This window comes from Allobosea sp. P1_B10, assembly GCF_056406735.1.
This window is the reverse complement of the sequence record NZ_JBFTZP010000005.1, coordinates 202,237-215,722: the sequence shown is the minus strand read 5'-3', so window position 1 is coordinate 215,722 and position 13,486 is coordinate 202,237. Positions and strand designations below refer to the sequence as shown.

Genomic DNA, 13,486 nt, shown 5'->3' with positions numbered 1-13,486 from the left:
ATGACGGATGCAGGCTCACCGCGGCAGGATCGTCTCGCCCATCAGGTGCTTGTCGATCGCGTGGGCCATCTGGCGACCCTCGCGGATGGCCCAGACCACCAGCGATTGTCCCCGCCGCATGTCGCCGGCGGTGAAGACCTTCTCGACCGAAGTCTTGTAGCCCAGCGTATTGGCCTCGACATTGCCGCGCTTGTCGATCGCGACGCCGAGCTTCTCGATCAGCCCCTCATGCACGGGCGAGACGAAGCCCATGGCGAGCAGCACGAGATCGGCCTTGAGATCGAACTCGCTGCCCTCGATCGGCTTGAAGCCGGCATCGACCTTGGCGCAGCGCAGCTTCTTGACGCGGCCGTTCTCGCCGACGAACTTCACGGTACCGATGGCGAAATCGCGCTCGGCGCCCTCTTCGTGGCTCGACGACGTCCGCAGCTTCAGCGGCCAGTTCGGCCAGGTCAGCTGCTTGTTCTCCTTCTCGGGAGGCTGCGGCATGATCTCGATCTGCGTCACCGAGAGCGCGCCCTGGCGCACCGAGGTGCCGATGCAGTCCGAGCCGGTGTCGCCGCCGCCGATGACGACGACATGCTTGCCCGAGGCCAGGATCGGTAGCGAATTACCGGTCGCTGACTCGCCGCCATTGCGGCGGTTCTGCTGCGGCAGGAAATCCATGGCGAACTGTACGCCGTCGAGGTCGCGGCCCTCGATCGGCAGGTCGCGCGGCTTCTCGGCGCCGCCGGTCAGGCCGACCGCATCATATTGCGCGACGAGTTCGGCAGGGTCGATGTCGACGCCGACATTCACGCCGTAGTGGAAGATGACGCCTTCGGCCTCCATCTGCTTCACGCGGCGCTCGACGTGGCTCTTCTCCATCTTGAAGTCGGGAATGCCATAGCGCAGCAGGCCGCCGGCGCGGGCCTGGCGCTCGTAGACATGCACCTCATGGCCGGCGCGAGCGAGTTGCTGCGCGGCCGAGAGCCCGGCGGGACCGGAGCCGATCAGCGCGATCTTCTTGCCGGTGCGCGACTTCGGCGGCTCGGGCACGATCCAGCCCTCGGCCCAGCCCTTGTCGACGATGGCGCACTCGATCGACTTGATCGTGACCGGCGTGTCCTCGAGGTTGAGCGTGCAGGAGGCCTCGCAGGGCGCGGGGCAGACGCGTCCGGTGAACTCCGGGAAGTTGTTGGTCGAGTGCAGGTTGCCCAGCGCCTCGCGCCATTTGTCGTTGTAGACGAGGTCGTTCCAGTCCGGGATCTGGTTGTTCACCGGGCAGCCATTGTGACAATAGGGGATGCCGCAGTTCATGCAGCGCGCAGCCTGGTCGCGCGTCGCCTCCGGGCCGAGCGGGATCACGAACTCCTTGTAGTTCCTGATCCGGTCGGAGGCCGGCAGATACTTCCGGTCGCGCCGGTCGATCTCGAGGAAGCCTGTAACCTTGCCCATGATCTTACTCCGCCGCGACCGATAGGCCGGCTTGCGCCTGCTCGATTTCCTGAAGCGCACGCCGGTATTCGACCGGCATGACCTTGACGAATTTGGGCAGGTACTCCGCCCAGTTGTCCAAGATGTCCTTGGCCCGCAGCGAGCCGGTATAGCGGTGGTGGTCGGCGATCAGCTGCAGCAGGCGCTCGGCGTCGTAACCCGACATGTTGGCCATGACGTCGATGCGGCCCTTGAACTCGAGGTCGCCGCCATGGTGGTAGAGGCGCTGCGTCAGCTCTTCCTCCTCCGGCACCGGCTCGAGATCGACCATCGATAGGTTGCAGCGCTTGGCGAAGCTCCTGTCCTCGTCGAGGACATAGGCGATGCCGCCCGACATGCCGGCCGCGAAGTTGCGGCCGGTCTGGCCGAGCACGACGACGACGCCGCCGGTCATGTATTCGCAGCCATGGTCGCCGGTGCCCTCGACCACCGCGATGGCGCCCGAATTGCGCACCGCGAAGCGCTCGCCGGCGACGCCGCTGAAGTAGCACTCGCCCGAGATCGCGCCGTACATCACGGTGTTGCCGACGATGATCGACTGCGCCGCGACCGTGCGGGAATCGGCTGCCGGCTTGATGATCAGCTTGCCGCCCGACAGCCCCTTGCCGACATAGTCGTTGGCCTGGCCGGTGAGTTCGAGCGTGACACCGTTGACGGTCCAGGCGCCGAAACTCTGGCCGGCGGTGCCGGTGAGCTTCACGGTGATCGTGTCCTGCGGCAGCCCGGCATAGCCGTAGCGCTTGGCGACCTCGCCCGAGAGCATTGCGCCGGTGGACCGGTCGACATTCTTGATCGGGCTTTCGATCACGACCTTTTCGCCCTTTTCGAGCGCGGCCTGCGACTGCGCGATCAGGGCGCGGTCGAGCACCGCATCGATCGGATGCTGCTGCAATTCGACATGGCGGATCGCCACCTCGGGGCCGACATCGGGCTTGTGGAAGATGCGGCTGAAATCGAGGCCCTTGGCCTTCCAGTGGTCGATCGCCTGCTTCTTGTCGAGCCATTCGGAGCGGCCGACGAGATCGTCGAATTTTGCGACGCCGAGGCTCGCCATGATCTCGCGGACGTCTTCCGCCAGGAAGAAGAAGAAGTTGACGACGTGCTCGGGCGCGCCCTTGAAGCGCTTGCGCAGCACCGGGTCCTGCGTGGCGACGCCGACCGGGCAGGTGTTGAGGTGGCACTTGCGCATCATGATGCAGCCGGCCGCGATCAGCGGCGCGGTCGCGAAGCCGAACTCGTCGGCGCCCAGCAGCGCGCCGATGACGATGTCGCGTCCGGTGCGAAGGCCACCGTCGACCTGCAGTGCGATGCGGCCGCGCAACTTGTTGAGCACGAGGATCTGGTGGGTCTCGGCCAGGCCGATTTCCCAGGGCGAGCCCGCATGCTTGATCGAGGTCAGCGGCGAGGCGCCGGTGCCGCCCTCATAGCCCGAGATCGTGATGTGGTCGGCGCGCGCCTTGGCGACGCCGGCCGCAACCGTGCCGACCCCGAGCTCCGAGACCAGCTTGACCGAGACGTCGGCCGCCGGGTTGACGTTCTTCAGGTCGAAGATCAGCTGGGCGATGTCTTCGATCGAGTAGATGTCGTGGTGCGGCGGCGGCGAGATCAGGCCGACGCCCGGCGTCGAGTGCCTGACCTTGGCGATGCGCGCATCGACCTTGTGGCCGGGCAGCTGGCCGCCCTCGCCGGGCTTGGCGCCCTGCGAGATCTTGATCTGCATCATCGCCGAATTGACGAGATACTCGGTGGTGACGCCGAAGCGGCCGGACGCGATCTGCTTGATCGCCGAGCGCATCGAGCGGCCATCGGCCATCGGCACGAAGCGCTCGGGCTCCTCGCCGCCCTCGCCGGTGTTCGACTTGCCGCCGATCGAGTTCATCGCGATGGCGAGCGTCGAATGCGCCTCATGGCTGATCGAGCCGAACGACATGGCACCCGTGGCGAAGCGCTTGACGATGTCGGCAGCCGATTCGACCTGCTCGATCGGGATCGGCGTGGTGCCGATCGCGGCTGCGTCCTTGATGTCGAACAGCCCGCGAATGGTCGAGAACTTCTGGCTCTGGTCGTTCACCAGATCGGCATAGGCCCGGTACTTGTCCTGGGCGTTGCCGCGCACGGCGTGCTGCAGCAGCGCGATGTTCTCGGGCGTCCAGGCATGGTCCTCGCCGCGCAGGCGGAAGGCGTATTCGCCGCCGACATCGAGCGAGTCGCGATAGACCGGCGAGTCGCCGAAGGCGTCGCGATGGCGGCGCACCGTCTCCTCGGCGATCTCCGGCAGCCCTACACCCTCGATCGAGGAGATCGTGCCGGTGAAGTACTTTTCGATCGCGTCGGTGCGCAGGCCGATCGCGTCGAAGATCTGGGCGCCGCAATAGGACTGGTAGGTCGAGATGCCCATCTTGGACATGACCTTGAGCAGGCCCTTGCCGACCGACTTGATGTAGCGCTTGACCACCTCGTAGCGGTCGACTTCCTTCGGGAACTCGCCGGCCTCGTAGAGGGCTTCCAGCGTCTCAAAGGCGAGATAGGGGTTGATCGCCTCCGCACCGAAGCCGGCCAGGCAGGCAAAGTGATGGATTTCGCGCGGCTCGCCGGTCTCCACGACGAGGCCGACCGAGGTGCGCAGGCCCTTGCGGATCAGGTGATGGTGCACGGCCGCCGTCGCCAGCAGCGCCGGGATCGGGATGCGGTCGGGCCCGACCTGACGGTCGGACAGAATGATGATGTTGTAGCCGCCATGGACAGCCGCTTCCGAGCGCTCGCAGAGCCGCTCGATGGCAGCCTCCATGCCGCCGGCACCGTCGCGGGCGGGATAGGTGATGTCGATCGTCTTGGTGTCGAAGCGATCCTCGTAATGACCGATGCAGCGGATCTTCTCGAGATCGTCATTGGTCAGGATCGGCTGGCGCACCTCGAGCCGCTTGCGCCGCGACATGCCCTCGAGATCGAGGATGTTGGGGCGCGGGCCGATGAAGGAGAGCAGGCTCATCACCAGCTCCTCGCGGATCGGATCGATCGGCGGGTTGGTGACCTGGGCGAAGTTCTGCTTGAAATAGGTGTAGAGCAGCTTCGACTTCGACGAGAGCGCCGAGATCGGCGTGTCGGTGCCCATCGAGCCGACGGCTTCCTGGCCGGTCACGGCCATCGGCGCCATCAGGATCTTGGTGTCTTCCTGGGTGTAGCCGAAGGCCTGCTGGCGATCGAGCAGCGCGACGTCGGTGCGCGAGGCGCGCGCCTCGACCGGCGGCAGGTCCTCGAGCACGATCTGGGTGCGCTTCAGCCAGTCCTTGTAGGGGTTGGCCAGGCACAGCGACGACTTGATCTCGTCATCGCCGATGATGCGGCCCTGCTCGAGGTCGATCAGCAGCATCTTGCCGGGCTGCAGGCGCCACTTCTGGACGATCTTCTCCTCGGGGATCGGCAGCACGCCGAATTCCGAGGCGAGCACGACAAGCCCGTCATCGGTCACGAGATAGCGCGCGGGCCGCAGGCCGTTGCGGTCGAGCGTCGCGCCGATCTGGCGGCCATCGGTGAAGGCGATCGCGGCCGGCCCGTCCCAGGGCTCCATCAGCGCGGCATGGTATTCGTAGAAGGCGCGCCGCTCTTCATCCATCAGCGGATTGCCGTTCCAGGCTTCCGGCACCAGCATCATCATGGCGTGGGCGAGCGAATAGCCACCCTGGACCAGGAATTCGAGCGCGTTGTCGAAGCAGGCCGTGTCCGACTGGCCCTCGTAGGAGATCGGCCAGAGCTTCGAGATATCGGTTCCAAACAGCTCGGAATCGACCGAGGCCTGCCGGGCCGCCATCCAGTTGACGTTGCCGCGCAGCGTGTTGATCTCGCCGTTATGCGCCACCATCCGATAGGGGTGGGCCAGGCGCCAGGACGGGAAGGTGTTGGTGGCGAAGCGCTGGTGGACCAGCGCGATGGCCGAGACGAAGCGCTCGTCGGTCAGGTCCTTGAAATAGGAGCCGAGCTGCGTGACCAGCACCATGCCCTTGTAGACGATGGTGCGGGCCGACATCGAGACCGGGTAATAGGTCGCGGTGGCGCGGTCCTGGCGGCGATAGACCTTGTTGGAGACCGACTTCCTGAGCACATAGACCTTGCGCTCGAAATCATCCTCGTCTTCGATCTCTGCGGGGCGGCCGACGAAGAGCTGGCGATGCACGGGCTCGGTCGCCTTGACGGCGTCGCCGAGATCGGAGGAATCGACCGGCACGTCGCGCCAGCCCAGGAAGATCAGGCCTTCCTCTTCCACCGCCTTGGCGACGATGTCCTCGCAGACCGCGCGGTCCTCGGCATCCTGCGGCATGAAGAACTGGCCGATGGCGTAATGGCCGGCCGCCGGCAATTCAATGCCGAGCCTGGCGCATTCTTCCATGAAGAAGCCATGCGGGATCTGGGTGAGGATACCGCAGCCGTCGCCGAGCTTGGGATCGGCACCGACCGCGCCGCGATGGTCGAGATTGTGCAGGATCTGCAGGCCCTGCTGGACGATGGCGTGGGTCTTGCGGTTCTTCATATCGGCGATGAAGCCGACGCCGCAGGCGTCCTTTTCATAGGACGGATCATAGAGTCCCTGGCGCTCGGGCATCGCCGGATCACGCACCGCCGGGAAGGCCGCAGCGGCTTCCGCCACGCTCGACTTGCTGGTTTCGCTCATCGTCAAACCCCGCTTCATGCAGCCAGCCGGTTTGTCGCCGGCAGCCGCCTTCGAACCCAATCATGCTTCACCGTGCCGGCCCCGCCAACGTCCATTCGGGACGCAGCAAGGAAGAGGCCAACACGGCCAGTCTGGTCTCAGGAGGTTTGCTTGCGCTGTCTTGGGGCGCCCGCGTCCTCCGCAGGCGCCTGGGGCTTGTCGCCCGGTCGCGCCTGTTAGGCTGCCGCTTTGCGAGTGGCACGCGTACGAGTGGTTTTGGCGTTTTTGGCCGTACCCTTCGTCATGCGTCCGCTCCTTTGCGCATGTCCGACATCCAGCCCTGCGGCTTGGCGTGGACAGGATGAAAATGGGACAGCAACACTGTCCTATCGCCGTGAATTTGCCAGAATTCCAATCTGGGCACAAGCGCGGATTTGGAACGAAGACGAAATTTAATTGCGATATCGCGAGCCCGCCAGACATAACCGGAACGAAAGCCCGACTCCAGCAGCATGCTTCTTGTTTTTGTGAGCCGGGGCCTTGTTCGACCATCCCTGCATGCAGGGCACCCTTCCGTTACCGCGCTTGGCAGCCTCGCCGCTCGCCGCTAACCCTCGCGCATGAACTTCATCAGCGACAACACCGCCGGCGCGAGCGCCCCCGTCATGGCCGCGATCGCAGCAGCGAACGACGGCTCCGCATCGGCCTATGGCACCGATGCCTGGACCGGGCGCGTCGAGCGCCTGTTCTCCGAGATCTTCGAGCACGAGGTCTCGGTCTTCCTGGTCGCCAGCGGCACGGCGGCGAATGCGCTGGCGCTGGCCTCGATCACCCGTCCCTGGGGCGCCGTGCTCACGCATGAGGAAAGCCATGTCGCCGATGACGAATGCGGCGCGCCCGAATTCTTCAGCGATGGCGCCAAGCTGATCGGGCTGCCCGGCGCCGGCAACAAGATCACGCCGGAACTCGTGACCAAGGCGCTCGGACGGATGCGCGAAGGCGCTCTGCACCAGGTCCAGCCGCAGGCGCTGGCCATCACGCAGGCGACCGAATGCGGCCAGATCTATACCCCCGCCGAGGTGCGCGCCCTGAAGCAGGCCGGAGACGCGCGCGGCCTGACCCTGCATATGGACGGCGCACGCTTCGCCAATGCGCTGGTCTCGCTCGGCTGCACGCCGGCCGAGATCACCTGGAAGGCCGGCGTCGATGTCCTGTCGTTCGGCGGCACAAAGAACGGCTGCTGGGCGGCCGAGGCGGTGATCTTCTTCGATCCCGCGCGAGCCATGGAGACCAAATGGAGGCGCAAGCGTGCCGGCCACACCCTGTCCAAGGGGCGCCTCATCGGCGCGCAGTTCGAGGGCCTGCTCGGCGACGGCCACTGGCTCGATCTCGCCCGCCACGCCAATGCGATGGCCAGCCGCCTCGCCGGCGCGCTGACGGAGCAGGGCATCGCGCTGGCCTGGCCCTGCGAGGCCAATGCGGTGTTTCCGATCCTGTCGCCTGCTTTGCAGCAGGGCCTGAAAGCGGCAGGCGTCGGTTTCCTGCCCTGGTCGGATACGGCCCTGCCGCAGGATGTCGCGCTCGCGGAGGGCGAGGTCGTCGGGCGGTTCGTGATGTCGTTCTCGACCCGCGAGGCCGATGTCGAGCGCGCGATCACGGCCTTCAGCCAGTCGCCACGCTGAATTGAGTCCCGAATTCAGCCCCACGCACGCCGCAATCCCTAAGGAAGACTGAAGAGCGGTATTTCAGTCGCCGAGAGGGATTTGACGAGATGGCATTTCGATCGACCGCGCATGCGCGCCTGGCGTTGACGGGGCTGGCCATGGCCGGCGCCGTCGCGGGATCGTCTGGCACGGCGTTCGCGCAATATTACGAGTATGACTACGGCTACGAGGCCTATGCGCCGCGCTATTACGAGCGCTACGCGCCGGTCCCGCCAGCCCAGATCCCGCCGCGCGCGATCGGCCGCGTCGCTGCCCGTGACTACGGGCTCTCGCAGATCGACCGCACGGTGCGCACGGAAAGCTCCTACATCATCGATGGTCGCAGCGCCCAGGGGCGTCGCACCCGCCTGATTATCGACCGTTATACCGGCGACCTCGTCGATCGCATCGCCCTGCCCGAAACGCGTCGCGAGGCGCCCCGCGTGGCGCGCATCGATCCGCGCGCCGACGAGCGGCCCGCGCCGCGCCTGGATCCCCGCCCTCCGGAGCGGCCGGCTTCACTGAAGCCTCCCGCTGAGGCGAGCGCGCCCGCCACACAGCCACTCCCCTCGCCCGCGACCCTGCCGCGAGCGGCAGAGCCCGTCGGGCCGACGGAACCGCCCGCCGCGGCGACCGCCAACGCCCCGGCCACCGATGCGCACGCCTCGCCGGCGAGCCCGCCGCGAGTGGAGCCGGCTCCAGCCACGCAAGCCCAGCCGCCAGCCACAGCGAACGCACCTGCAACGGTCGCGCCCGCGGCGCCCGCCGCCCCGCCTGCTCCCACCCCCGGCACAGCCGACCCGGCGACCGGCGCGTCCAAGCCCCAACTGGTCAATCCCAGCGATGTCCGCGGCACCAGCGGTCCCGAGCGCGAGCCTCCCCTGGCGCGGGCCGAGCAGCCGGCCCCTGCCGGCGAGGCCATCAAGCTGCCGCCGGTCCAGATCGACGACGCGAGCCCGGCGAAACCCGGCGCCGAAACCCCGATCGCCCCGGTCGCGCCGCTGGATTGAGGCACGTCCGAGAGGCGCACAAAAAAGGGCGCCCCTGCACAAGCAGGGGCGCCCGTTCTCATTGAAGGGAACGATACGAGCGGGATCAGGCCGCCTTGGCGGGCTCGACCTTGGCCTCGAGCACCTTGGCCGAACCGGCACCGATCGCGATCTGGCGCGGCTTCTTGGCCTCGGGAATCTCGCGTACGAGGTCGATATGGAGCAGGCCGTTCTCAAGGCTGGCGCCGGTCACATGCACGTAGTCGGCAAGCTGGAAGCGGCGCTCGAAGGCGCGCGCGGCAATGCCCTGATGCAGGACTTCGCGCTTCTCGCCATTGTCGTTTGCCTGCTTGTCGCCGCGAACCGTCAGCGCGTTCTCCTTGCTCTCGATGGCAAGGTCGGCTTCGGCGAAGCCCGCGACCGCAATCGTGATGCGGTAGGCGTTCTCGGCGGTGCGCTCGATGTTGTAGGGCGGATAGGTCGGCGCAGCCTCGGTGCTGGTAGCCTGGTCGAGCAGCGAGAACAGGCGATCGAAGCCGACGGTCGAACGATAGAGCGGGGAAAGATCATAGTGACGCATGGTTGTCCTCCAAAGGAAGCGACATCTGGGTCGGCCCGCCTCATCATGAGCACGGGCTCGGTTGGGTTTGCGCACCCGGCTGGCGGCCTGCGCAGACACCATCTGGGAGCGTGATTTCGGCTTTTCAAGAGGTCGGCGAGACGGGCATAAACAAGGCCGCGAGCCGCCCGGGCCCGCCTGCATGCGAAAGTTGCGATGTCTGAAGCCGAACTCTTCGCCCACCCGGACTATCCCGTCCCCGGCCACGGCAAGACCTGGCTCGCGACGACCCGCGATGGCGCGCGGCTCCGCTTCGCCAGCTGGCGCCCGACCGTCAAGCCGGTGCGCGGCACGGTCGTCGTCATCCAGGGCCGGGCCGAATTCATCGAGCGCTACAGCGAGACGATCGCGGAACTGCGCCGGCGCGGCTTCCATGTGCTGAGCTTCGACTGGCGCGGCCAGGGTGGTTCCCAGCGCTTCGTCAGCCGCACCCGCAAGGGCCATGTCGGTTGGCTCAGCCATTATGAGCGCGACCTCGCCTTGGCGATGGAGCAGATGCGCGAGCTCCTGCCTCCGCCCTATTTCGTGCTGGCGCATTCGATGGGCGCCGCGCTCTGCCTCGACGCAGCCCGGCACGATGCCCTGCCGGTCTCGCGCATGGTCGCGATCGCGCCGATGCTGGGCCTGACGCTGATCGAGCGCCCGCAGGCCGCAAGCCGCCTGGCCAGCGCCCTGTTCTGGCTCGGCCTCGGCCGGTTCTTCGTACCCGGCGGCGGCGACACGGCGATTGCCACAAAGCCGTTCGAGGGCAATCGCCTGACCAGCGATCCCGTGCGCTATGCCCGCAACAGCGCGCTCTCGGCAGTGGCGCGGCACCTCAGCATCGGCGACCCCACCATCGCCTGGATCCGGGCGGCGTTCCAGTTGATGGCGCGGCTGAGCGCGCCCTCAGCCGCACTGGAGGTCAAGGTGCCGACGCTCGTCATCGCGGCGGGCCGCGACCCCGTCGTGTCAACACCGGCGATCGAGCGCTTCGCTGCCAGGCTCAAGACCGGCTCGGCGCTGGTCCTGCCCACGGCGAGGCACGAGATCCTGATGGAGAGCGACGACATCCGCGCCCAGTTCTGGGCCGCCTTCGACGCCTTCATCCCCGGCGAGGACAATGGCGCCGTCGTCTCAGCCGGCGAGCAGGCTCATGGCGGCCTCATGCAGCGTCTTGTTGGCAGCCGCGACGACCCTGCCGCCGCCAGCGGCGCTGCCACCGTCCCATGAGGTGACGATGCCGCCCGCGCCCTCGATGATCGGGATCAGCGCGACGATGTCGTAGGGCTTCAGGCCGGCTTCGATCACGAGATCGACATGGCCGGCGGCCAGCATGCAATAGGCATAGCAGTCGCAGCCATAGCGCGGCAGCCGGACCTTGGCCTCGACTCGGGCATAGGCCTGCGCCTCCTCGCCCTTGAACAGCGCCGGGCTCGTGGTCATCAGCGTCGCCTGGGCGAGATCCGTGACCTGGCGCGTGCGCAGGGTGCGCGGGCCGTTGGGCCCCTCATAGCGCGCCTGGCGGCCATCGCCGGAATAGCGCTCGCCGGTGAAGGGCTGGTGCATCATGCCGTAGACCGGCACGCCCGACCGCGTCAGCCCGATCAGCGTGCCCCAGACCGGGATGCCGGAGATGAAGGCACGCGTCCCGTCGATCGGGTCCAGAACCCAGACATATTCCGCATCGATGTTCTCGTTGCCGAACTCCTCGCCGAGCACGCCATGCGCGGGGAAGCTGCGCTTGATCAGATGGCGCATCACGTTCTCGCCAGCGCGGTCGGCCTCGGTCACGGGGTCGAAGACACCGCCCAGGGACTTGTCCTCGGTCGCATGATGCGCCCGGAAGAACGGCAGGATCGCCCGGCCCGATTGCGTCGCCAGTTCGCCGACGAAGGCGCCAAAATCCACCGTGCTCATAGGCCGTCTCCCCGCATTTTGTTGCCCCGCAGCATTCAGGCCCCGCCAGCGCTGCCAGCCAACGCCCTCAATGCCGCCCGCCTCATTGAAAAACAAGAGAAATGCCTGAAAACGCGCGCTCTTCTTTGCATGCTGCGCATACCCCTCACGACTCCGCGCGAAAGCGCTTGCTTTTTTGCGCTGCACGTTCATATTGTGCACTGCGAAGGGGCGATTACTTCAAGCCTTCGTTGCCCTCCTTGGGCGTTTCCTCCCTAGACTTGGGCCGCCACGCAAGTGTGCGGCCCTTTTTTCTGGGTTCGCGATGGAAACCAATCTGAAACGATCGTTTCGGCGCAAGAACCCGGCTATTCCGCCGCCTCGCGCCATTCGTCAAGCCAGCCACTCCAGCGCGCGAAGCAATCCGCCATCGCGGCGATTATCGCGCGCTCAAGGCCGTCGAAACCGGCATGCGGCTCGAGCGTCGTCTCGTTCATGTAGAGCGCGCGGTTGACCTCGATCTGGAGCGCGTGGACGCCGGTGGCCGGCGCCCCGTAATGCTCGGTGATGAAGCCTCCCGCATAAGGCCGGTTGCGCGTCACGGTGAGCCCAAGCCGGCGAAACGCGTCTTCGGCGATATCCGTGATGTAGGCCGCCGCGCTGGTCCCGAAGCGGTCCCCCAGGATGATGTCGGCCTTCGGCGTGCCGTCACGGTCGAGCCCTGTCGACGGCATCGAATGCGCGTCGACCAGGATGCAGGTGCCGAAGGCGCCGTGGGTTCGCTGGATCAGTCCGCGCAGGCCGGCATGGTAGGGGCGATAGAGCCGATCGATCCGCGCCAGCCCCTCCTCGATCGGAATGCGACCGAAATAGATCTCCTGCCCGTCCCCGACGATGCGCGGGACCGTGCCCAGGCCGCCGGCGACCCGCAGCGAGCGGGTATTGGCGAAGGCGGGAAGCCTGCCGTCGAACATGCGCGGATCGAGTTCATAGGGCTCGCGATTGACATCGAGGAAGGCGCGCGGGAATTCGGCCGCGAGCAGCGGCGCGCCTAGCGACACCGTCTGTGCGAAAAGCCGGTCGACATAGGCGTCCTCGGAGCGGCGCAGCCCGCGCAGCGGCAGGCGCGCGCGCTCGACGAAGGCGCTCGGATAGCGTCGGCCGGCATGGGGCACGTCGACGACCACCGGAACGACCTGCAACGCCGGCTGGTACAGCGTGAACGGCCGCTCGATCTCGGCGACGACATCGTCGGGACTGGTCGTGAAGGCGGTGAAAGAAGACATCATGCGGCTCGACTGAAGCACACAAACACGCGGCTTTGAAGTGATACCGCCGCAGGGTGGAAACCCGACGCGGGATTCACGCGTTGTTTACCATGGTCGTGCCTTATACAACTGCATGGTTCCTTATGCCCCCGCGGCCGGATACCCCAGCCGCTCGCCAGCCAGGGAACGGCTGAGACACAAGACCAGACCATCGGTCGGACACGCCGCCTTGGCGAGGTCCCGGCCTCAAGACAAGCACCACGGGACGGACACAGCAGGCCCATGACGAAGATACTTCTCGCCGAAGACGACAACGACATGCGCCGGTTCCTGGTCAAGGCCCTGCAGAATGCGGGCTACGACGTGGCCTCCTTCGACAACGGGCTCTCGGCCTATAACCGCCTGCGCGAAGAGCCCTTCGAACTGCTGCTGACCGATATCGTGATGCCGGAGATGGACGGCATCGAGCTGGCGCGCCGCGCCACCGAACTCGACCCCGACATCAAGGTGATGTTCATCACGGGCTTCGCGGCTGTCGCGCTCAACCCGGATTCGCAGACCCCGAAGGACGCAAAAGTGCTGTCAAAGCCCTTCCATCTGCGCGAACTCGTCAACGAGGTTGAAAAGCTTTTGGCAGCCTGACGATTTTCGCCAAAAGCGCCTTGCCAGCCGAAGCGCCATTGGCTATAGCCCCAGTCCTCGCAACGAGGTCGCGGCCAACCGGCCAACACCGAGTTTCCAGATCGCCGACGGATGCAAATCCTGACCGGTGAAATGGGCGCGTAGCTCAGCGGGAGAGCACTACGTTGACATCGTAGGGGTCACAGGTTCGATCCCTGTCGCGCCCACCATTTTCAAAACCCCGGACATCGCTGGCAAGGCGATGTCCGGGGTTTTTTCGTTCTGGC

The 13,486-nt window shown here is 66.4% G+C and carries 9 protein-coding genes and 1 tRNA gene; 5 read left to right on the top strand and 5 right to left on the bottom strand.

All coding sequences use genetic code 11. The annotated features are described in order from the left end of the window. Positions 1 to 15: 15 nt before the first annotated feature. Both AC1D2L_RS13935 and gltB read right to left on the bottom strand, forming a co-directional pair. The gene (locus AC1D2L_RS13935) at positions 16 to 1,437 is read right to left on the bottom strand and encodes a glutamate synthase subunit beta (protein WP_476846463.1); all 1,422 of its coding nucleotides are present in this window, start codon (positions 1,435 to 1,437) and stop codon (positions 16 to 18) included. A 4-nt stretch (positions 1,438 to 1,441) separates the two neighbouring features. Next, positions 1,442 to 6,142 carry a glutamate synthase large subunit gene (gene gltB, locus AC1D2L_RS13930; protein ID WP_476846462.1) on the bottom strand — a complete coding sequence of 1,567 codons (4,701 nt, stop codon included), beginning with the start codon at positions 6,140 to 6,142 and terminating at the stop codon, positions 1,442 to 1,444. 599 nt (positions 6,143 to 6,741) lie between these two features. Between gltB and AC1D2L_RS13925 the strand changes: the two genes are divergently transcribed. Beyond that, positions 6,742 to 7,803, top strand: coding sequence for a threonine aldolase family protein (locus tag AC1D2L_RS13925; protein WP_476846461.1), 1,062 nt, complete (start codon positions 6,742 to 6,744; stop codon positions 7,801 to 7,803). An 89-nt stretch (positions 7,804 to 7,892) separates the two neighbouring features. Continuing rightward, positions 7,893 to 8,834 (top strand): hypothetical protein, encoded by a 942-nt coding sequence (locus AC1D2L_RS13920; protein ID WP_476846460.1) that lies wholly within the window; start codon positions 7,893 to 7,895, stop codon positions 8,832 to 8,834. A gap of 85 nt (positions 8,835 to 8,919) precedes the next feature. Here AC1D2L_RS13920 and AC1D2L_RS13915 read toward each other — a convergent pair whose 3' ends face one another. After that, the gene (locus tag AC1D2L_RS13915) at positions 8,920 to 9,393 is read right to left on the bottom strand and encodes an Hsp20 family protein (RefSeq protein WP_476846459.1); all 474 of its coding nucleotides are present in this window, start codon (positions 9,391 to 9,393) and stop codon (positions 8,920 to 8,922) included. Positions 9,394 to 9,588: 195 nt separating this feature from the next. Between AC1D2L_RS13915 and AC1D2L_RS13910 the strand changes: the two genes are divergently transcribed. After that, positions 9,589 to 10,644: an alpha/beta fold hydrolase gene (locus AC1D2L_RS13910; RefSeq protein ID WP_476846458.1), complete on the top strand. Its 1,056-nt coding sequence runs from the start codon at positions 9,589 to 9,591 to the stop codon at positions 10,642 to 10,644. Here the strand turns inward: AC1D2L_RS13910 and hisN are convergent. Further along, positions 10,549 to 11,331, bottom strand: a complete 783-nt coding sequence (gene hisN, locus AC1D2L_RS13905; RefSeq protein ID WP_476846457.1) for a histidinol-phosphatase — start codon at positions 11,329 to 11,331, stop codon at positions 10,549 to 10,551. The genes AC1D2L_RS13910 and hisN overlap by 96 nt on opposite strands. Positions 11,332 to 11,678: 347 nt before the next feature. Further along, complete coding sequence (locus AC1D2L_RS13900) at positions 11,679 to 12,596, bottom strand: N-formylglutamate amidohydrolase (RefSeq protein WP_476846456.1); 918 nt, start codon at positions 12,594 to 12,596, stop codon at positions 11,679 to 11,681. A 264-nt stretch (positions 12,597 to 12,860) separates the two neighbouring features. On the opposite strand from AC1D2L_RS13900, the gene cpdR reads away from it, so the two are divergent. Both cpdR and AC1D2L_RS13890 read left to right on the top strand, forming a co-directional pair. After that, the gene (gene cpdR / locus AC1D2L_RS13895; RefSeq protein ID WP_038363805.1) at positions 12,861 to 13,220 is read left to right on the top strand and encodes a cell cycle two-component system response regulator CpdR; all 360 of its coding nucleotides are present in this window, start codon (positions 12,861 to 12,863) and stop codon (positions 13,218 to 13,220) included. A 134-nt stretch (positions 13,221 to 13,354) separates the two neighbouring features. Next, positions 13,355 to 13,429 (top strand) — tRNA-Val (locus AC1D2L_RS13890). The last annotated feature ends 57 nt before the right edge of the window (positions 13,430 to 13,486 follow it).

Bases quoted from the DNA above. Each gene is read 5' to 3' on its own strand.
- cpdR (WP_038363805.1), top strand. From the start codon at position 12,861: ATGACGAAGATACTTCTCGCCGAAGACGACAACGACATGCGCCGGTTC.
- hisN (WP_476846457.1), bottom strand. From the start codon at position 11,331: ATGAGCACGGTGGATTTTGGCGCCTTCGTCGGCGAACTGGCGACGCAA.
- AC1D2L_RS13910 (WP_476846458.1), top strand. From the start codon at position 9,589: ATGTCTGAAGCCGAACTCTTCGCCCACCCGGACTATCCCGTCCCCGGC.
- AC1D2L_RS13900 (WP_476846456.1), bottom strand. From the start codon at position 12,596: ATGTCTTCTTTCACCGCCTTCACGACCAGTCCCGACGATGTCGTCGCC.
- AC1D2L_RS13925 (WP_476846461.1), top strand. From the start codon at position 6,742: ATGAACTTCATCAGCGACAACACCGCCGGCGCGAGCGCCCCCGTCATG.
- AC1D2L_RS13920 (WP_476846460.1), top strand. From the start codon at position 7,893: ATGGCATTTCGATCGACCGCGCATGCGCGCCTGGCGTTGACGGGGCTG.
- AC1D2L_RS13935 (WP_476846463.1), bottom strand. From the start codon at position 1,437: ATGGGCAAGGTTACAGGCTTCCTCGAGATCGACCGGCGCGACCGGAAG.
- AC1D2L_RS13915 (WP_476846459.1), bottom strand. From the start codon at position 9,393: ATGCGTCACTATGATCTTTCCCCGCTCTATCGTTCGACCGTCGGCTTC.
- gltB (WP_476846462.1), bottom strand. From the start codon at position 6,142: ATGAGCGAAACCAGCAAGTCGAGCGTGGCGGAAGCCGCTGCGGCCTTC.